Source organism: Streptomyces sp. NBC_00009, from assembly GCF_045040855.1.
GTDB lineage: Bacteria > Actinomycetota > Actinomycetes > Streptomycetales > Streptomycetaceae > Streptomyces > Streptomyces aureus.
Genome location: NZ_CP108312.1, coordinates 3866798 through 3886250 on the forward strand (window position 1 = coordinate 3866798; position 19453 = coordinate 3886250).

The window sequence follows — 19453 nt, forward strand, 5'->3', positions numbered from 1 at the left end:
GGTTTGATGGCCGGTCCATCTCGGAACGGGGCGCCGGGCGAAGCCTGTAGCGTGGCCCGACGGAGACCGTAACGACCACCGCGCGTACATCCGACAGTGCGGACACGGACGCGGACAGAAACGACGGCGAGGACTGATGGCACAGACGCAGCGCGCTCAGGGCCCGTCCGACCCCGAGGCGGCTGGCGGCGGTATGTCAGATGCGCCGGAGTTGTGGGGGAACGGCGGGCTGGTCGGCGACGGCCGGTACCGGCTGACCCACAGACTCGGCCGGGGCGGCATGGCAGAGGTTTTCGCCGCGGAGGACGTCCGGCTCGGACGCACCGTCGCGGTCAAGCTCCTGCGCTCCGACCTCGCCGAGGACCCGGTCTCCAAGGCCCGCTTCACGCGCGAGGCCCAGTCGGTCGCGGGCCTCAACCACCACGCGGTCGTCGCCGTGTACGACTCCGGCGAGGACACCGTCGGCCGCTCGGTCGTCCCCTACATCGTGATGGAGATCGTCGAGGGCCGCACGATCCGCGACCTCCTCCTGAACGCCGAGGCGCCCGGACCCGAGCAGGCCCTGATCATCGTCTCCGGTGTCCTGGAGGCCCTCGCCTATTCGCACCAGCACGGCATCGTGCACCGCGACATCAAGCCGGCGAACGTGATCATCACCAACACCGGTGCGGTGAAGGTGATGGACTTCGGCATCGCGCGCGCCCTGCACGGCGCGCAGTCGACCATGACGCAGACCGGCATGGTCATGGGAACGCCCCAGTACCTGTCGCCCGAGCAGGCCCTCGGCAAGGCCGTCGACCACCGCTCCGACCTGTACGCGACCGGCTGCCTGCTCTACGAGCTCCTCGCGCTGCGGCCCCCGTTCACCGGCGAGACCCCGCTGTCTGTCGTCTACCAGCACGTCCAGGACACCCCGGTGCCGCCCTCCGAGGTCTCGGACGTGGCGCCGCCGGAGCTCGACGGGCTCGTCATGCGCTCGCTGGCCAAGGACCCGGACGACCGGTTCCAGACCGCCGAGGAGATGCGCGGCCTCGTCCAGTACGGGCTGCAGATGCTGTACGACCAGGGCGGCCACACCAATACCTGGAACACCGGTCCGGTCGCCGCCGACATGCACAGCGGCGGCAACACCCCGGCCATGGGCGTCGCGGGCACGACGGCGCTTCCGCACCCGACCGACGGCGGTACGGCGGCCCAGCCGATGCTGCGGCCCCCGGGCAGCGACGACGGCGGATTCGACGGCGGGCACCGCTCAGGCGGCGGCAGCGGCCGCGGCAAGATGTGGATCCTCGCGGTCCTCGCCGTGATCGCCATCGCGGGCGGCGCGGCCTGGGCGATGACCAGCGGCGGCGATCACAAGGGCGGCACCGACACCACCCAGTCGCCCACGCAGTCGCACTCCCAGAAGGAGAAGGAGCCCAGCCAGAGCTCCGGCGACACGGCCACCGAGGAAGACACGACGGACCCGGGCGCCGGGACCGGCGGGGAGTCCGACTACTCGCCGTCGGAGGAGCCCAGCACGGGTGACGTCACGCCGTCCGACAGCGCGCCCGAGCCGAGCGACGAGCCGTCGAACCCGACGCCGACCAAGAGCCAGTCGGTCCCCGAGGAGTCGCCGAGCGGTGGCGGCGAGGAGTCCCCGCCCGTGGAAACGCCCACTGAGGACCCCCTGGGTGGCACGGGCAACGGCGGTCAGGACACCCCCTGACCCGGTTTTTCCTGTCAGGCGAATTTTCTTGTCAGGCGAACGTGAAGGCGCCCGGCCGGTCACTGTGACCGGCCGGGCGCCTTCGCGTTATGGGTTCGATTCGGGTCGCTGCAGGTACCGGGCTGGGCGTTCCAGGTAGGGGGCGCCCGGCACCCCTACAGGTACGGGCCTCCGGAGCGGCCGGCCACCCGCGGGTCGTCGCCGTCCTCGCCGCCCACGCCGGGCGGCAGCGCGCGGCGCATCTGCTCCAACTGGGCCCGCGCGGCCATCTGCTGCGCGAACAGTGTCGTCTGGATCCCGTGGAAGAGTCCCTCGAGCCAGCCCACCAACTGGGCCTGCGCGATCCGCAGTTCGGCGTCGCTCGGGATCACCTCGTCGGTGAACGGCAAGGAGAGGCGCTCCAGCTCCTCGACGAGCTCCGGCGCGAGACCGTCCTCGAGCTCCTTCACCGAGCTGGCATGGATCTCCTTGAGCCGCACCCGGCTCGCCTCGTCCAGAGGAGCCGCCCGCACCTCCTCGAGCAGCTGCTTGATCATGCTGCCGATGCGCATCACCTTGGCGGGCTGTTCCACCATCTCCGTCACCGGGACCTCGCGGGAGTCGTCGTCTCCACCGCCACCGAGCGCCATTCCGTCCTGGCCCACGACCAGGACCTGGGGGCTCTCCGGCGACCTTTCGTTCCTCGGCATCTCCATGCCGCCATTCTCTCGTACCGCACCATCACACCTGGGTACTGCCCCCTTACGAGGGTGATCCACCGTGTTCGGGCGTGCTCCCACCGTGAGCGACGGCGTTCCCGACGCGTACGGGCCTGAGCGAGGGCGGCGGCGGTTTGCGGGGCGGGCGGGGCGACGAACGCGGGCCACGGGCCGGTCGTGAAGGACGGCCTCGGGCTTGGAAGCAGCGGGAGGCGTGTGCCGTGGGGGCGTATGTCTTTGGGGCGTGTGCCGTGGCGGCGTATTTCATGGGCGGCGCGTATGTCATGGGCGGCAGCGATTTCGGGTTCGGGGCGGATTTCGTGGGCGGCGCGTATGTCATGGGCGGCAGCGATTTCGGGTTCGGGGCGGATTTCGTGGGCGGCGCGTATGTCATGGGCGGCAGCGATTTCGGGTTCGGGGCGGATTTCGTGGGCGGCGCGTATGTCATGGGCGGCACGTATCTCATGGGCGGCGCGTATGTCATGGGCAGCGGAGATTTCGGGTTCGGGGCGGATCTCATGGGCGGCACGTATGCCATGGGCGGGCAGCGATTCATGTGCGGCGCAGGCGCAGGGCCAGGAATCCGACGCCGAGGCCGACCAGGACGAGGCCGGAGCCCAGCGGCAGGACGCCCACGCCGGGGATCACGGGTTCGGCAACGGTCTGCCGCGGGGTGCGGTCGGCGTTGTCCTCGGGGACGCCGGTGGGCCGGACCGACGGCCGGACCGACGGCTGGACCTGCTGCTCGTCGGGGTCTTCCTCCCAGGCCTGCGGCTCTTCCGGGAACACGGGTATCGCGGCGTGGGCCGAGCGGGTGCGGGACGGGTCCGCCGAGGGAGCGTGGGACCGCTTCGGCGCGTCCGCGGCCGCGGGCGCCGAGGCGGAGTGGCTCTCTCGGGCGGAGTGGTCCTTGCGGGAGGGGTCCGCGGAGGAGGCCTTCGGACGGGCGTCGGACGCGTTGGGCCTTCTGGGGGAGGCGCTGGCCGAGGGCTTCCCCGTGTCGGGCGCGGACGGTGCGGCCGTGGAGGGCTCGTGGCGCGGCGGGTGCTTGGGCGGGGGCTCTTTGGGGCGGTCGTGGCCCGACGGCTTCGACTCGGCCCGCCCCGGCGGCGTACGCCCCTCGCCGGGGTGGCTGCCGGCCTGTGGCTCGTCGTCGGCAGAGGCGGGGGCGCGCGTGGGCGAGGGTTCGGCGGCGTACGCGTAGGTGCCGGTGGTGGCCGGCCCTAGGAGAAGGGCCAAGAACAGCAGTGGCCACAGCGGCGGCGGCAGCAGCGACGGCGGCGGCGGCGGCAGCAGCGGGCGGCCGGTGGTACGGAGGCGTGGAGTCATTCCGCGCGCCCCTCCCGGAATCGAGTCACCAAGATCAGAGGAATCCCGGAATCAGCGTCACATGACGCAACAATTCCGGCACCTTGGTGCCCCTCCGCTCACGCCGGCCACGCCGCCGCCCCGCCGCTCGGCCTACTCCACGGTGAGCAGCACCTTCCCGATGTGCCCGCTCTCCTCCAGGACGCGGTGCGCCTGCGCCGCGTCGCTCATCGGCAGCTTCCGGTCGACGACCGGCCGGACTCGGCCCGAGTCGATCAGCGGCCAGATGTGCTCCCGTACCGCCGCGACGATCGCTGCCTTCTCGGCCAGCGGGCGCGCGCGCAGCGAGGTCGCGGTGATGGCGCCGCGCTTGTTGAGGAGCATGGCGATGTTCAGCTCGCCCTGGATGCCGCCCTGCATGCCGATGATCGCGAGGCGGCCGTTGGTGGCCAGCGCCTGGATGTTGCGGTCCAGGTACTTGGCGCCCATGTTGTCGAGGATGACGTCGGCGCCCGCGCCGTCCGTGGCCCGCTTGATCTCCTCCACGAAGTCCTGCTCGCGGTAGTTGATCAGGATGTCGGCGCCGAGCTCGGCGCAGTAGTCGAGCTTCTCCTTGCTGCCCGCCGTCACCGCCACCCTGGCGCCGATCGCCTTGGCCAGCTGGATGGCCATCGTGCCGATGCCGCTGGAGCCGCCGTGGACGAGGAAGGTCTCGCCGGGGCGCAGGTGGGCGATCATGAAGACGTTCGACCAGACGGTCGCGGTCACCTCGGGCAGCGCGGCCGCCGTGACGAGGTCGGTGTTCTCGGGTACGGGCAGGAGCTGGCCGGCCGGGACGGCGACCTTCTCGGCGTAACCGCCGCCGGAGAGCAGCGCGCACACCTCGTCGCCGACGGACCAGCCGGACACTCCGGCGCCGAGGGCGACGATGCGTCCCGCGCACTCGAGGCCGGGGATGGCGGTCGCGCCGGGCGGCGGGTTGTAGAGGCCCTGGCGCTGGAGCAGATCGGCGCGGTTGACGGCCCCGGCCGCCACCTCGACCAGCACTTCGCCGTCACCGGGTACGGGATCGGGAACCTCCGCCCAGACGAGCGCCTCAGGTCCACCGGGTTCCGGAATCGTGATCGCATACATGCCGGCGAGGCTACTCCTCGCGGTGATCCGGGCGGCGGGACGGCACGTGCCCCGACTGCCAGTTCGCGACGCGCCCCAACTCACCGTCCGGGCACGCCCCCAACTCACCGTCCAGGCACGCCCCCAACTCACTGTCCGGGCACGCCCCAACTGTCAGTCCTGTGGTGCCACAACTGTCAGTCCTGCGGCAGCCGTCGCGTGTCCGGGACGGACTGGGTGCCGGGGGTGGCCCGGACGATCGTGATCAGGCGGTCCGTCAACTGGAGCGTGCCGATGGCCCGGTCGTCGTAACCCAGCACCCGGTGCCCGCGCACCACGCTCACGATCAGGTCCTCGGTCTCCCGGACCTTCAACCCCACCTCGGCCTTTATGACCGGCCGTTCGACGAGGTCGAGGCCGCTGCCCTGCTGGATGAGGTCCTCCATGACCATGCCCGCGCTCGGGCTGAGCACGGAGAGTCCCAGCAGCCGGCCCGCCGCGCTGGCGCTGGTGATGACGGCGTCGGCGCCCGACTGCCGCAGCAGGGGGGCGTTCTCCTCCTCACGGACGGCCGCCACGATCTTCGCCGCGCGGTTGAGCTGGCGGGCGGTGAGGGTGACCAGGACCGCGGTGTCGTCGCGCTGGGTCGCGACGATGATCTGCCGCGCCCTCTGCACCTCGGCCCGCAGCAGCACATCACTGCGCGTGGCATCGCCGACGACTCCGGCGAACCCGAGCGCCGTGGCCGCCTCGATGACCTTGCTGCTGGGGTCGACGACCACCACCTGATCCGCCTTCAGCCCTGTCGCGCAGACGGTCTGGATCGCCGACCGGCCCTTCGTGCCGAGTCCGACGACCACGGTGTGGTCACGCAAGTTGGACCTCCAGCGCTTTGACGTAAGTAACCTAAGTTCATGGACAACGACCGTGTGCAGCACGCTCGTTGGGGAGATCTCAAGCCCACAACCGGGCCGGCCTGGTCCGGCTGTCCTTCGAGGTCGACGAGGGTCCCGCTACCACTGGAAGCGACGCTACCGGCAACACCGAGGCCAAGCCCGCGTTCCGGCCCATGACCGGGCGGGACATCAGAAGCCGCGACGAGCAGGAGAAGGACAACCGGTCGTTCGTCGAGTCGCGCGAGCACGGACCGCTGCCGCACGGTGGCGTCCCAAGACCGCCGGCGCGGTCAGGACTCCTTCCCGGCCTGCTGACGCAGGTCGGCGAGCCGCTCCCGAGGGACGTCTTGTACGAGACGGCGGGACAGATCGATCAGGCGCCGCCTCAACCGCGTATTACTGCCCGCGGGAGCCTGCGCGAGGGCGCTGTAGGTGCGGTTCCAGTCGCGCTGGGCCTGCACGATGTCGGGGGAATGCTCGTTGTGCACCATGAGCCCAGTAGAGCATGTGTTCGATTTACCGCGCACGTCGAGACACGCCGTAAGACGTCCTGGCGTGACTGTCCCGTGGCATCGAACCTTGATCATCGCCATCGAAGGTTGATGACCATCAGGTTTGTGCCATCGATTCCTGATGCCGCTTGTCAACCCGTCCCGGTCAGGTTCAGCAAGGGTCAGGTGGGCGACGAGGTGATGGTCACGGTGACGGACCGGTTGCGTAGCCCCTCAGCCAGGTAGACCATTTCCACGGACGTGCCGACCAGGCCGACTTCCATGAGGTCGGCCGCCATCAGCCGCGCTTCGCCCAGCGAGAGGTGCTGCATCTCTCGCAGGGCCAGCAGCACGGGAACGAGGCTTGCTTCTTTGTCCGCAAGGTGAAGCCGAGCGGGCCCGTGTTTGGTCAGCAGGGCCTGCCTGATGTCTTCGGGAGCTGGGCCTGTGTCCATCTCGCACCATGCGTTCGGGCAGGCTTGGCACCGCCCTTCAACGCCCCACCACAACCGACCACGGTCGATGAACTGACCGACGTCACGGACCAGCTCGCCACCACAGCTCTCGCACTGCGATGTGAGCTTCACTCCCTGAGTGGCGGTGATCACCGGTCTCTCCCTGCGGCATCGATCCGGCTGATCCTGCCGCACTCGGCGGGATCTGACGACCAGGTTGTCCGGGAGGCACGGATCGCAGGCAGGGGCATCATGCGGCGACTGTTGGCACCCACCTCCACCGGCGGGTAGATGCTGCTGCCGTCCGGGCGCTGACCTCGTCTTTACTGTTCTGCAATCTTGATCGTGGCTCCACTGTGACGAGTGGCAGGTCAGACTCCTCCGACAGCGTCCCTGCGTCAGGAGCCCACGTGGTTGCACCCCGGTTCGCACTCGCCCTGCTGGGCTGCACAGCCCTACTGCTCACGGGTTGCGCAGGCAATGGCGGGAGCCGGGACGGGACGGCGGGAGATACGGGGGCGAGCCGCCCGGCCCCGCGGGATCGCGACGGTCGCAGCGAGCCCGGCATCGGCGACTTCGACAAGGACGGCTACGACGATTTCGTCACCGTCGCCGCAAACCGTGCCTCCGGCGGGTCATGGGCCTGGCACGTAGTCGTCGTCCCGGGCTCGAAGCGCGGACTGGACGCGGCCCGCGCCACGCGTTACAGCGACGTCTACAGCGGCCCGCTGCTCCGGGGCGACCTCGACGGCGACGGATTCACGGACCTGGTTGCCACCCGTGAACCCACGCGACCGGGCCGGAAGGCCGAGCCGGGCGCCGCCTACCAGGCGGTGGTCATGTTCGGCGGTATGAACGGCCTCGGCAAGCCGGTGACCGTGGCCGCCGAGCGCCAGTTCCTCGCGATGGCCGTGGCCGATGTCAACGGCGATGGGGCCCTCGACCTGATCGACCGCGGCAAGGGGGCGCAGGAGAAGGACCCCTCCCGGATACCAGGGCGGATTGCATACGGCCCGTTCGACCGGGATGGTGCCCCGGCCCGGCTGGTGGGGCAGGACTGGGAGGCCGCTGGAGGCGGGTCCACCGCCGGTGACTTCGACGGCGACGGCTTCGACGACCTGCTCTTCACCGGCAGCCCGCCGTATTCGGACGACGAGGAGCCGAGCTCAGACCCGATCCCGGCAGCCGCCTACTTCCGCGGCAGCCCTGACGGGCCTGTCCCGGCCGCCCCGCCCAAGGGCCTGGACAACAGCCTCGAGGACGGAGTCCTGACGCCGCTGGCCGGCGACGTGGACGGCGACGGCATCACCGACCTCCTCGTCGGAGGAGGAGGTATTTCGTCCCCAGCCGTCGGCCTCGACACGGGACAGCTCACCATCGTCTACGGCGCCGAGGGCGGTCCTGGCACGGCCCGCCGCAACACGGTGTACAACCAGGAGACCCCGGGCATCCCCGGCGATTCGCAGGGCAACGACCAGTTCGGTGCCGTCTCCGGCACCGGCGACGTGAACGGCGACGGGCATCCGGACTTGGTGGTCAACACCCCCGGCGAGGACAAGGCGGGTCGCTTCACGCTGCTGCCCGGCGCAACCGACGGCTCCGGCCCCGACCCGACCCGGGCCACCGCCTTCGACGCGAGGACCTACGGCTGGGAATCGATCAGCGCCACCCTGCCCCCGCTGGACATCAACGGCGACAGGCATGCGGACGTGGTGGCCGAGACGCCGGGCGGCCTCCTGCTCTTCCTTGGAGGAGAAGCAGAATTCCCCTCCGGGGACCCGAAGCTCACCAAAGCCGCGAAGGTGGGGCTGAACGTGCGGGACTGACGCTGCGGGCTCCATTACCTTCGCGCTGCTCAGTCTTCGGTGACACACGATCAACCCTCGATGGCACAGGACAGTGACTTCGAGCTACAGGTGGCCAGGGGCGCTCGGATCCGCCCTGGTCAGCCCTCCGTGACGATTCGTAGTCGGCCACTGTGTCGACCGATAGTTGGCCATCGGGGACCCGAACTGCATGGCCGAGTCTGATTCGGGAGACCGACGCGCTTCGGCCCGGTGCTGGTGTGCAGCGCGGGGGCCGAAGGGGTGTCGTCCTCGCTCCGAATCAGGTCACTGGATTCCGGTGGCTCTGGTCACCATGCGTTGATGACCGGCGCGTCGGGTTCGTGCTGCCGCCAGGCCTCGTTGAGTCGCGCGAGCCGGTCCGCGGCGGCGATGCCGCGCAGGGACGCGACCTTGCCGTCGCTGACTTCGAACACCACGGCACCCACGACCCGGTCGTCGACCACGGCGAGGACGGCCGGGGAGCCGTTGACCAGCGCGATATGCATCGCGGGCGAGCCACCGGCCAGCCGCCGCTTCGCCGGCGTGGGCTTGAAGCCGGCCCGCACGTAGGAGGCGATGCGCTCGCGCGTCTTGTACCGCAGCAGCCGCCTGGCCAGTCCGGCGCCGTCCGAGACCGCGGTCGCGTCGGCGGTGAGCATCGCCACCAGCCGTTCGGTGTTGCCCGACGTGGCGGCGGCGAGGAACTCCTCGACGATCCGGCGCGCGGACGCGGGGTCCACCTCGTCGCCGCGGCGGCGCTCGGCGGCGACCCGGCGTCGGGCCCGGTGGACATGCTGCTGGCTCGCGGACTCGGTGATGTCCAGGATCCCGGCGATCTCGGCGTGGCTGTACGAGAAGGCCTCGCGCAGGACGTAAGCGGCCCGCTCGATCGGCGAGAGGCGCTCCATGAGGGTCAGTACGGCCAAGGACACCGATTCGCGCTGCTCGAAGGTGTCGGCCGGGCCGAGCATCGGGTCGCCCTCGAGGAGTGGTTCGGGCAGCCAGGCACCGGCCGCTCGCTCGTGGCGCGCCTGCGCCGAGCGGAGCCTGTCGAGGCAGAGATTGGTGACGACCTTGGTCAGCCACGCCTCCGGCAGCTCGATACGTTCGCGGTCCGCGGCCTGCCAGCGCAGGAACGCGTCCTGCACGGCGTCCTCGGCGTCGGCCGCCGAGCCGAGCAGACGGTACGCGAGCGAGGCCAGCCGACCCCGGCCGGCCTCGAACCGATCGATGGCTGCGGTGTCCATGCGGAGCAGCCTATGCGGCGACCCCCATACCGTCCCGGTCAGCCGCGGTGGCCAGGCGGCGCTTGCGCTTCGGCATGCCGAAGGTCGGGTGGGCGATGCCCCACCCGGCCCCCTTGAGCACGCCCGACTTGAGCCGCGCGGCGGCCTTGCCGCCCAGGTACCAGGACTTCGACCGGACGTCCCCGTCCACCATCTGGAAGATCGCGTCCCGCCGCCCGAGGCTGATGTGGTTGCCGTAGTACTTCAGTCCGACGGTCGGGACCTCGCCGCCCGTCAGGCGCGCGATGATCGCGGCGGTCGCCTGCATGTTGGTGAAGCCGGCCGAGGCGCAGGACATCGGCAGCGGCCGGCCGTTCTCGCCGATCGCGTAGGCGCAGTCACCGGCGGCGTAGACGTCCGGGTGCGAGACCGAGCGCATGGTGCGGTCGACGACGATCTGGCCGGTCTCGGCGACCTCCAGGCCGCTGGCGGCCGCGATGGGGTGCACGGCGAACCCGGCCGACCACACGGTCACGTCGGCCGGGATGGACGTACCGTCGGCGGCGATCGCCCGTGCCGGCTCGACGGCTTCGATGCCGGTGTGCTCGTGGACGGTGATGCCGAGCCGGTCGAAGGCCTGGCGCAGGTGACGGCGGGCCTTCGGGGAGAGCCAGGCGCCCAGCTCGCCGCGGGCGGCGAGCTGGACCGAGAGGCCGGGCCGGGACTCGGCGAACTCGGTGGCGGTCTCGATGCCGGTCAGCCCCTCACCGACGACCAGCACGGTGCCGCCCTCGCCCAGGCCGGCCAGGCGCTCGCGCAGACGCAGCGCCGAGGACCGGCCGGTCACATCGAAGGCGTACTCGGCCACGCCGGGGACGCCATGGTGGGCTACGGAACTGCCGAGCGCGTAGAGAAGCGTGTCGTACGCGAGCTCGCCGTCGCCGTCCTCGCCGGTCACGGCGACGGTCCTGCGCTCGGGGTCGACGCCGGTGACGCGCGCCAGGCGCAGCCGCACCCCGGTGCCCGCGAATACGTCGGCGAGCTTGCGGAACGCGAGGTCCTGGCCGATCGCGAGCTGGTGGAGCCGCATCCGCTCAACGAAGTCGGGCACGGCGTTGACGACGGTTATCTCGGTGTCGGCGGGGGAAAGCCGACGGGCCAGGTTTCCGGCGGCGAAGGCCCCGGCGTATCCAGCGCCGAGTACGACGATGCGGTGCTTCATGGCGTTGCTCCTGTCTCGTTCGCGTGCCCCTTGAACGAGACGGCGCCCCGATTGCTGACAGGAGCCGGGCGTGACGCGGGTCACTGAATTGAGACGAGCGGCTGAGCCTGAGGAATCAAGACGAGCGGCTGAGCCTGAGACAGATGCTTGGGCCTGTCTTGGGCAGTCGAACGGGGCGATGGCCAACTACGGATCGAGATGGCCAACTATCGGTCGGCGTCACACCTGGAACGGCTTGTCCCATGCCCTCGAAGCTTGTCCCATGCCCTCGAAGGTTGAGCGCGTGTCGCCGAATCTTGACGAGTGCAGGTTCGCGTCATCGAGTTTGATCACGCCTGGCCAGAAGCTTCCGGTACCCGCACCTCGGCCGCACCGTTCCAGATTGAGTGATCGCCCAGCGGAAGGCTCAGCGACCTCGCATCCGGTGCCGTTCACGCACAAGACGATGACGATGGGAGCGTCGGGCGACCCAGCGAGCGCACTCGGTGCCGAACCCCATCAGCAGAAGAACGAGAATCACCGCGGCCAGCACCAGTTGAGATACGGCTGCCACCACCAGTTCCACCCGGTAGAACACGAAGCCGACCACGGCGAAACCAGCAGCTCCGATCGTCAGGACCAGGCACAGGCGCGTTGTCAGAGCACGAGCATGCTCTTCGGACGGCCACTGCCTGATGCCCTCATAGATCGAGTACCCGACAAGTAGCAGCACATCGAGCGTTGTGATCCAGCCCGCCACGAAGGCATCAACGACCCACGGATGCATGAACTCATTGTTCAGCGATGGGCCCTGCCAGGCTTGAGTACAGCTACTCACCCTTCCCTGGCAGTGGCAGCCATCGCCTTGCCCTTTAGATCCACATAGCGCGACGCAGCTCACTCAGCGACGTGCCGGATTCTGTGGCTTCAACACCGGTGTGGCTTCGTCCGGGAACATGGTCACCGTGCTGACTGCCTGGAAGACCGCCGCCGTAGGGGGCAAAGGATGAGAGACGAGAAGCAACCACCGTCCAAGACGGAGCGGTTCTCGATCTACCGGTCCCTCTGGTACCGCTCCCGCACCGAAGCGTTGGACGACGTGGAGGCCGGACGGTCCATCACCATGCCGGCGCAAGGGTCGGTGCCGCCCCTCCAGCAGGTTCTACGACGGCTGGCCATGGCCTTGTTGGTTCTGGCCGTGACCACACTGATCGTCTACTTCGACCGCTCCGGCTACAACGACAACTCCGATGGCAAGGTCGACTTCCTGGACGCGGCCTACTACGCGACCGTCACCCTCTCGACGACTGGATACGGGGACATCACGCCTGTCAGCGACGGCGCCCGGCTCATCAACATCCTTGTCATCACACCTCTGCGCGTGCTCTTCCTGATCATCCTGGTCGGGACGACTCTCGAAGTGCTCACCGAGCGCACACGCCAACAGGTGCGCGTCCACCGTTGGCGCTCTCGCATGCGGAACCACGTGGTCGTTGTCGGCTACGGCACCAAGGGGCGGCACGCCATCCAAACGCTTCTTGGTCAGGGCATCACCAAAGACGAGATCGTGGTCGTCGATCCACAACGGAAGGTGTTGGACGTCGCGAACGGTGACGGGCTGGTGTCGGTCCTCGGAGACGCCACCCGCTCTGAGACGCTCCTCAAGGCCGAGTTGCCGCGCGCAGCGCACATCATCATCGCGCCGCAGCGGGACGACACCGCGACGCTGGTCACCCTCACAGCACGCCAGCTCAACAAGCGCGCGACCATCGTCGCCGCAGTTCGAGAGGACGAGAACGTGCCACTGCTCAGGCAGAGCGGCGCGGACACTGTCGTGACCAGTTCCAGTTCCGCCGGTCGCCTGCTCGGCGTGTCCACGGCGAGCCCGCACCTCGCGGACACTCTCGAAGACCTGATGACTTACGGCAGCGGCCTGGATCTCGTCGAGCGCCTGGTGACCAAGGACGAGGTGGGCCGGTCACCGCGCGAATGCTCCGACCTTGTGGTGGCCGTCGTGCGTGGGAAGAAGGTGTTGGACTACACCGACCCGCAGGCCGCGACTCTCCAGCTCGCGGACCGCGTAATCACGGTCAGCCGGGCGGTCCCCACCTACTGATCAGGCAATACACCTCTGAGCCAGTGTGGTACATCCGGCAAACCATTGGCTCCAGCGGTTCAGTCGCCACTCATCCGGCGTACGCTCGGTGAGCACTTCGAGGGTGGTGCCGACCAGGATGATCAGGAACAGCACACGCAGCGGCGTGACGAGGCGGGCCATTGCGTCATGGCCGGGAAGTTTCACGTGAAACACCTCTCGGCGGAGGCGTCGCCTCCGTCGTCACCCGCCGGGTTCCACGACCACGGCAGGTCGAGGATCTCCACTTCCCGCCCGGCCTTCGCGCCGCCGGGCGCGACGACGGCGAGCCCGTCGGCGGCCGCGATCCCGCGCAGCATGGCCGGACCGTTGTAGCGCAGCGGCACGGCGTCCTCCCCCCGCACCACGACGGGGACGAGCCGCGTGTCATGCGGATGCCCGTGCACAGCCCCCTGGAGCGGCACGGTGTACGGCTCCTGCTCCGGCCGTCCCGCGAGCATCCGCAGCAGCGGCTCGGCAAGCGTGAGGAGCCCGGAAACGGCCGCGAGAGGGTTGCCCGGCAGGCCGACGAGGTGCTGCCCCTCCTTGGTGCGGGCGAGCAGCATCGGGTGCCCCGGCCGCACCGCAACTCCGTCGACAAGCAGCTCGGCGTCGACGCGGCTCAGCGTCGGGTGCACATGGTCGACCGGGCCCGACGCGGTGCCGCCGGTCGTCACGATGAGGTCGGCGTCCGACGCCCGTACGGCCTTGAGCAGCGCCTTCGGATCGTCGCCCAGACGCCGTACGGAGGTGACCTCCGCGCCGAGCGCCCTCAGCCAGGGCGGAAGCATCGGGCCGAGCGCGTCACGGATGAGGCCCTCACGGGGGAGGCCCTCGGTCAGCAACTCGTCGCCCAGGATGAACACTTCGGCCCTCGGGCGCGCCACCGTCAGCAGCTCGTCGTATCCGGCGGCCGCGGCGAGCCCGAGCACCGCCGGCGTCACCAGGGCTCCGGTGGGCAGGAGTTGGTCGCCGGAGCGGCACTCCTGGCCCCGGGGGCGGATGTCCTGGCCGTGGCCGACGTCGCGCAGGGCGAACAGCCTGCCCTTGTCGTCGGTGCGGCCGTGCTCGCTGCGGATGACGGCGGTCGCGTCCCGCGGGACCCGGGCGCCGGTGGCGATCTGGACGGCCTCACCGTCGGACAGCGGCTCGGGCCGGTCCTGCCCGGCGAGGATCCCCTCGGCCCGTACGTCCCAGGGGCCCGGCCCGGCGACGACCCAGCCGTCCATGGCGGACGTGTCGAAGGAGGGGAGGTCGGAGAGCGCGGCGAGGGGCTCGGCCAGCGTCAGGCCGAGCGCCCGGTCGAGCGGCACGCGGCGCTCCGCCGCACGTCCCCGGCGTGCGGCGGCCGCGCGCCCGGCCCGTGCGGCGACGGCTCGCGCGGCGGACCAGGGGGCGGCCTGGTGCCGGGAGCCGGTTCGGTGGTCTGAAGGGGCGCTGTGGCGCGCGGGGTCCGGATGGCCCGGGTGATTCGGATGGCCCGGGTGATCCGTGTGATCCGGGTGATCCGGGTGATCCGTGTGGCTGGTGGGGGTGGCGGGTTCGGTGCGCCGGGAGCGCTCTGCCGCACCGCGTTCCGGGCCAGGGCGTCCCGTGCCGGAGCCTGCCCTGCCGGAGCGTCCGCCAGCGGAGCCCGCCGCGCCGGGAACCCCCGCGCCGCCTGCGCCGCGGCCGTCCGCCGCCCGGGCCTCGTTGACCAGGGCGAGCGCTTCGTCGACGGCGCCGTCCTCGGCCGCGCGCGCCTGCGCGGCCAACGACTCAGCGCTCTGACCGCTCATCCCGCGTCCGGCCGCGCGCCCGCAGAGCCGCCGCGTGAGGCGCCGTCAGAGGAGGCACCGTCAGATGCGGCACCCGTCGTGCCGCTCGCCGACGCTTCCTCATCCGCGGCTTCCTTCGCCCAGCGGTCAGCGAGCGCGGCGGCCTTCGTGCAGGCCTCGGCGACGGCCTCGCGGCCTCCCCCGGCGGTCGCGGCCGCGTATCCGACGAGGAACGTCGTCAGGGGCGCGGCCGGCCTGGCCACACCGTGCGCGGCGTCGCGGGCGAGGTCGAGCAGGACGCCGGTGTCGACGTCGAGCTCGATGCCCAGTTCGTCCTTGGCTGCGGAGATCCATTCATCCAACACGTGCCCATGCTCCCTGATACGTGACCGGGCGGCGGCGATGTCGTCCCAGGTGTCGCAGTCGAAGGACGCGACGGGGTCGGTGATGCGGGTGAGTTCGAGCCGGCCGACGAGCAGCCGCAGAGGCAGCCCGGAGAGGCCGTCGTCGTGAGTGGCGGCGAGTTCGGCGAGGTGGTGGCGCAGGGGTGCGCTGCGGTAGGCCGCGACGAGCGGCTGGTCCCGGCCGTCGGCGTCGGTGAGCAGGACCCCGTCCGCCGTTCCCGCGTTCAGGGCGTCGAGGAGGCACCGTACGGTCTGCTCGCTCAGGAAGGGCAGGTCGGCGGAGAGGACGAGGACCTGGTCGGCCGTGGTGGCGCGCAGGCCGGCGTCGAGCGCAGCCACCGGCCCGCCGCCCGGCGGGTCCTCGCGGGTCCAGCGCACGGGGTGCGCGGTGGGTCTGGGTTCGGCGACGACGACCGTGGTGCCGGCCGTGGCGCAGGCGGCAAGCACCCGGTCGAGCAGCGGCCTGCCGCCGACACGGACCGCGGGCTTGTCCGTGCCGCCGAGCCGTCTGGCGGCGCCGCCGGCGAGCACGACGGCGTCGTGGGCGGGGCGGCTCGGCGCGGGAGCAGCGTTCATCCCCCGAGTATGGGCGCACGAAGGATCATTGCGACCCCGGGAAACGGCCCGCACCCACGACGATTTACGTCACATCGGGGTGGGCGGGGGCGGGCCGCTCGTCCTCACAGGGTGCGCAGGAGCACCGCCGGCTGTTCGACGCAGTCCGCCACGTAGCGCAGGAAGCCGCCCGCTGTGCCGCCGTCGCACACCCGGTGGTCGAAGGTGAGCGACAGCTGGACGACCTGCCGCACCGCCAACTCCCCCTGGTGGACCCAGGGCTTGGGGATGATCCGGCCCACGCCGAGCATGGCGGCCTCGGGGTGGTTGATGATCGGCGTCGAGCCGTCGACGCCGAAGACGCCGTAGTTGTTCAACGTGAACGTGCCGCCCGTGAGTTCCCCGGGCGTGAGCCGCCCGGCCCGCGCCGCCTCCGTGAGGCGGGCGAACTCGGCGCTGAGGGACTCGGCGTCGCGCACGTGCGCGTCCTTCACGACGGGGACGACGAGTCCGCGCTCGGTCTGGGCGGCGAACCCGAGGTGCACGGCGTCGAGCTGCACGACCTCACGGGCCGCCAGGTCGACCCGGGAGTTGAGCTCCGGGTAGCGGGCCAGGGCGGCGGTGCAGATGCGGGCGAGCAGGGCGAGTACGGAGATCTTGTCCCCGCCGGCCGCGTTCATGGCCACGCGCGCGTGCATGAACTCCGTGGCGTCGGCGTCCACCCAGCAGGTCGCGTCGGGGATCTCGCGGCGGCTGCGGGTGAGCTTGTCGGCTACGGCGCCTCGTATGCCGCGCAGGGGGACACGGATGCCGTCCGCCGCGCTCGCGTCCGACGGGGTCGGAGCCTGGGCGGGGGCCTGGGTCGGGGCCGGGGCCACAGCTTCCGCTTCGGCCACGTGGGCCCGTACCTGCACCGTCTCCCGCATGGCGCTCTCGACATCGGCCCGCAGGATGAGGCCATCGGGCCCCGACCCGGGCAACTCGCGCAGATCGACGCCGTGTTCACGGGCGAGCTTGCGCACGAGGGGGGAGATGACCGGCACGGGTCCGCTCCGCGGTGTCGCCTCCGGAGGCGGTACAGGGGAGGCGGAAGGGGCAGTCCGCGTGGGTGCCGCGGGCGCAGCCGCAGGGACGTCGTCCTGCCGGCGGACCCGGCGCCGACGCGCCGGCGCGGCCGTGGTGCCGTATCCCACCAGGACGTTCCCGGACCCCTCGTCGTCGCTCTCGCCCTCGGCCGGTGTGCCCACGGCGACCGTCAGGAGGGGGGAGCCGACGGGGAGTTCGGTGCCCTCCTCGCCGAAGCGGGCTGTAACAACGCCCCCGTAGGGGCACGGCACCTCGACCATCGCCTTCGCGGTCTCCACCTCGACGACCGGCTGGTCCACCGCCACGACGTCGCCGACCTGCACGAGCCAGGTGACGATCGACGCCTCGGTGAGGCCTTCGCCGAGGTCGGGCAGCTTGAACTCGAGAACCTGTGCCATCAGCTGCCCGCCTCCCACTGAAGCCGTGCGACCGCGTCCAGGATCCGGTCGACCCCCGGCAGATGGTGTCGCTCCAGCATCGGCGGCGGATACGGAATGTCGAACCCGGCCACCCGCAGGACCGGCGCCTCCAGGTGGTGGAAACAGCGCTCGGTGACCCGCGCGGCGATCTCACCGCCGGGCCCGCCGAAACCGCCCGACTCGTGCACGACAACGGCCCGCCCGGTGCGGCGCACGGACGCGCTGACCGTCTCGTCGTCGAACGGCACCAGGGAGCGCAGGTCGACGACTTCCAGATCCCAGCCCTCGGCGCGCGCGGCCTCCGCCGCCTCCATGCAGACCGGCACCGACGGCCCGTACGTGATGAGGGTGGCGCTGCTGCCGGGCCGCCGGACCACGGCCCGCCCGATGGGTTCCACGTCCGTCGGGTGCTCGGGGTTCCAGGAGTCCTTCGACCAGTACAGCCGCTTGGGCTCGAGGACGACGACGGGGTCGTCGGAGGCGATGGCGGCGCGCATCAGGCCGTAGGCGTCGGCGACGGTCGCGGGCGTGACGACGTGGAGGCCTGGGGTGGCCATGTAGTAGGCCTCGGAGGAGTCGCTGTGGTGCTCTACGCCGCCGATGCCGCCGCCGTAGGGCACGCGCACGGTGAGGGGCATCGGCATCGCGCCCCTGGTGCGGTTGCGCATCTTCGCCACGTGCGAGATCAGCTGCTCGAAGCCCGGGTAGGCGAACGCGTCGAACTGCATCTCGACGACGGGCCGCAGGCCGTACATGGCCATGCCGACCGCGGTGCCGAGGATGCCCGCCTCGGCGAGCGGCGTGTCTGTGCAGCGGGCGTCACCGAACTCCTTGGCGAGTCCGTCGGTGACCCTGAAGACGCCGCCCAGTGTGCCGACGTCCTCACCGAGGACGTGCACGGAGGGGTCGGCGGCCATGGCGTCGCGCAGGGCGCGGCCGAAGGCCTGCGCCATGGTGGCCGGCTTGGCGGCGACAGTCGTCATCGGTCCGCCCCGTCCGCCTCGGCGTCGAGCTCGGCGCGCAACTGGGCGGCCTGCTCGCGCAGTTGCGTCGTCTGCTCGGCGTAGACATCGCGGAAGAGGTCCATGGGGTCGAGCACCGGATCCTGGTTCATGCGCTCGCGCAGGTCCGCGGCCATCTTCTCGGCGTCGTCGCGCACGGCGCGTATGCCTTCCTCGTCGAGGAGTCCGCGCTCCGTCAACTCCCGCTCCAGGAGCAGGATCGGGTCGTGGTCGCGCCAGGCGTCGACCTCAGCGTCGACGCGGTAGCGCGTGGCGTCGTCCGCGTTCGTGTGCGCCTCCATGCGGTAGGTGATCGCCTCGACGAGGGTCGGGCCACCCCCTTCGCGCGCGTGGCGCACGGCTTCGGCGAGGACCTCGTGCACGGCCGCGGCGTCGTTGCCGTCCACCAGGCGACCGGGCATCCCGTAACCGACGGCCTTGTGGGCCAGGGACGGGGCGGCGGTCTGCTTGGCGAGCGGTACGGAGATCGCGAAGCCGTTGTTCTGGACGAGGAAGACGACCGGGGCCTGCCACACCGCGGCGAAGTTCAGCGCCTCGTGGAAGTCGCCCTCGCTGGTGCCTCCGTCGCCGACCATGGCGAGCGCGACCACGTCGTCACCCTTGAGGCGGGCGGCGTGCGCGAGTCCCACGGCGTGCGGGAGCTGAGTCGCGAGCGGCGTGCACAGGGGGGCGACGCGGTGCTCGCGCGGGTCGTACCCGGAGTGCCAGTCGCCCCTCAGCAGGGTCAGGGCCTGTACGGGGTCGAGGCCGCGGGCGACGGCGGCGAGGGTGTCCCGGTAGCTGGGGAAGAGCCAGTCGCGCTCCTCCAGGACGAGGGCGGCCGCGACCTCGCAGGCCTCCTGTCCGGTGCTGGAGGGGTAGACCGCGAGCCGGCCCTGCTTCGTCAGGGCGGTCGCCTGTGCGTTGTACCTGCGCCCGCGCACCACCTCCGCGTATAGCTGGTGCAGAAGCCGGGCGTCGGCCTTGGCCGCGGCGTCGGTGCCGAGAACCCGGAACGGCTCGGCGTCGGGCAGCAGGGGCGCGGGATCCGTGCGCGGCTGCCAGGCGGGCGGCGGGGTGGGCCGGTAGGCGTCCCGCTGCTCCATGACCGTCATGACGGCACCTCCTCGTTGGAAGCGGCTGAGAGGCGCGACGGGTGTGATGCGCCTCACCTA

Annotated in this window: 17 protein-coding genes and 1 pseudogene; 3 read left to right on the top strand and 15 right to left on the bottom strand. The window is 71.0% G+C overall.

Annotation, left to right across the window (positions count from 1 at the left end; all coding sequences use genetic code 11):
- Positions 1-136 precede the first annotated feature (136 nt).
- A complete protein-coding gene (locus tag OHA58_RS17425; protein ID WP_405479727.1) occupies positions 137-1708 on the top strand; it encodes a protein kinase domain-containing protein in 1572 nt (523 codons plus the stop codon).
- Positions 1709-1863: 155 nt separating this feature from the next.
- Here OHA58_RS17425 and OHA58_RS17430 read toward each other — a convergent pair whose 3' ends face one another.
- The 6 genes and pseudogenes from OHA58_RS17430 to OHA58_RS17455 all read right to left on the bottom strand — a co-directional run bounded on the left by OHA58_RS17430 (position 1864) and on the right by OHA58_RS17455 (position 6822).
- Positions 1864-2403, bottom strand: coding sequence for a bacterial proteasome activator family protein (locus OHA58_RS17430; RefSeq protein ID WP_116512020.1), 540 nt, complete (start codon positions 2401-2403; stop codon positions 1864-1866).
- A gap of 555 nt (positions 2404-2958) precedes the next feature.
- Complete coding sequence (locus OHA58_RS17435; protein ID WP_405479728.1) at positions 2959-3735, bottom strand: hypothetical protein; 777 nt, start codon at positions 3733-3735, stop codon at positions 2959-2961.
- A 132-nt stretch (positions 3736-3867) separates the two neighbouring features.
- Positions 3868-4848, bottom strand: coding sequence for an NAD(P)H-quinone oxidoreductase (locus OHA58_RS17440; protein ID WP_405479729.1), 981 nt, complete (start codon positions 4846-4848; stop codon positions 3868-3870).
- 176 nt (positions 4849-5024) lie between these two features.
- Positions 5025-5717, bottom strand: a pseudogene (locus OHA58_RS17445) (potassium channel family protein); the annotation flags it as partial.
- Between the two features lie 296 nt (positions 5718-6013).
- Positions 6014-6214, bottom strand: coding sequence for a hypothetical protein (locus tag OHA58_RS17450; RefSeq protein ID WP_405479730.1), 201 nt, complete (start codon positions 6212-6214; stop codon positions 6014-6016).
- A 182-nt stretch (positions 6215-6396) separates the two neighbouring features.
- Positions 6397-6822, bottom strand: coding sequence for a hypothetical protein (locus OHA58_RS17455; RefSeq protein ID WP_405479731.1), 426 nt, complete (start codon positions 6820-6822; stop codon positions 6397-6399).
- 257 nt (positions 6823-7079) lie between these two features.
- On the opposite strand from OHA58_RS17455, the gene OHA58_RS17460 reads away from it, so the two are divergent.
- Positions 7080-8495, top strand: coding sequence for an FG-GAP and VCBS repeat-containing protein (locus OHA58_RS17460; protein ID WP_405479732.1), 1416 nt, complete (start codon positions 7080-7082; stop codon positions 8493-8495).
- A gap of 308 nt (positions 8496-8803) precedes the next feature.
- On the opposite strand, the gene OHA58_RS17465 is transcribed toward OHA58_RS17460, so the two are convergent.
- The 3 genes from OHA58_RS17465 to OHA58_RS17475 all read right to left on the bottom strand — a co-directional run bounded on the left by OHA58_RS17465 (position 8804) and on the right by OHA58_RS17475 (position 11709).
- The gene (locus OHA58_RS17465; RefSeq protein WP_405479734.1) at positions 8804-9742 is read right to left on the bottom strand and encodes a sigma-70 family RNA polymerase sigma factor; all 939 of its coding nucleotides are present in this window, start codon (positions 9740-9742) and stop codon (positions 8804-8806) included.
- Positions 9743-9752: 10 nt separating this feature from the next.
- On the bottom strand, positions 9753-10943 hold the full coding sequence (locus tag OHA58_RS17470; RefSeq protein ID WP_405479735.1) for an NAD(P)/FAD-dependent oxidoreductase: 1191 nt from the start codon (positions 10941-10943) through the stop codon (positions 9753-9755).
- A gap of 406 nt (positions 10944-11349) precedes the next feature.
- The gene (locus OHA58_RS17475) at positions 11350-11709 is read right to left on the bottom strand and encodes a hypothetical protein (protein ID WP_405479737.1); all 360 of its coding nucleotides are present in this window, start codon (positions 11707-11709) and stop codon (positions 11350-11352) included.
- Positions 11710-11928: 219 nt separating this feature from the next.
- On the opposite strand from OHA58_RS17475, the gene OHA58_RS17480 reads away from it, so the two are divergent.
- Complete coding sequence (locus OHA58_RS17480; RefSeq protein WP_405479739.1) at positions 11929-13038, top strand: potassium channel family protein; 1110 nt, start codon at positions 11929-11931, stop codon at positions 13036-13038.
- On the opposite strand, the gene OHA58_RS17485 is transcribed toward OHA58_RS17480, so the two are convergent.
- The 6 genes from OHA58_RS17485 to pdhA all read right to left on the bottom strand — a co-directional run bounded on the left by OHA58_RS17485 (position 13039) and on the right by pdhA (position 19393).
- A complete protein-coding gene (locus OHA58_RS17485; protein WP_405479740.1) occupies positions 13039-13224 on the bottom strand; it encodes a hypothetical protein in 186 nt (61 codons plus the stop codon).
- On the bottom strand, positions 13221-14834 hold the full coding sequence (locus OHA58_RS17490; protein WP_405479742.1) for a molybdopterin molybdotransferase MoeA: 1614 nt from the start codon (positions 14832-14834) through the stop codon (positions 13221-13223). Before OHA58_RS17490 ends, OHA58_RS17485 begins: the two co-directional genes overlap by 4 nt.
- The gene (locus OHA58_RS17495) at positions 14831-15793 is read right to left on the bottom strand and encodes an NTP transferase domain-containing protein (RefSeq protein ID WP_405479743.1); all 963 of its coding nucleotides are present in this window, start codon (positions 15791-15793) and stop codon (positions 14831-14833) included. The genes OHA58_RS17490 and OHA58_RS17495 overlap by 4 nt, the downstream gene beginning before the upstream one ends.
- 104 nt (positions 15794-15897) lie before the next feature.
- Positions 15898-17256, bottom strand: coding sequence for a dihydrolipoamide acetyltransferase family protein (locus tag OHA58_RS17500; RefSeq protein WP_405479745.1), 1359 nt, complete (start codon positions 17254-17256; stop codon positions 15898-15900).
- Positions 17256-18260: an alpha-ketoacid dehydrogenase subunit beta gene (locus OHA58_RS17505; protein WP_383002767.1), complete on the bottom strand. Its 1005-nt coding sequence runs from the start codon at positions 18258-18260 to the stop codon at positions 17256-17258. Before OHA58_RS17505 ends, OHA58_RS17500 begins: the two co-directional genes overlap by 1 nt.
- On the bottom strand, positions 18257-19393 hold the full coding sequence (gene pdhA, locus OHA58_RS17510; RefSeq protein ID WP_405479746.1) for a pyruvate dehydrogenase (acetyl-transferring) E1 component subunit alpha: 1137 nt from the start codon (positions 19391-19393) through the stop codon (positions 18257-18259). Before pdhA ends, OHA58_RS17505 begins: the two co-directional genes overlap by 4 nt.
- Positions 19394-19453: the final 60 nt, after the last annotated feature.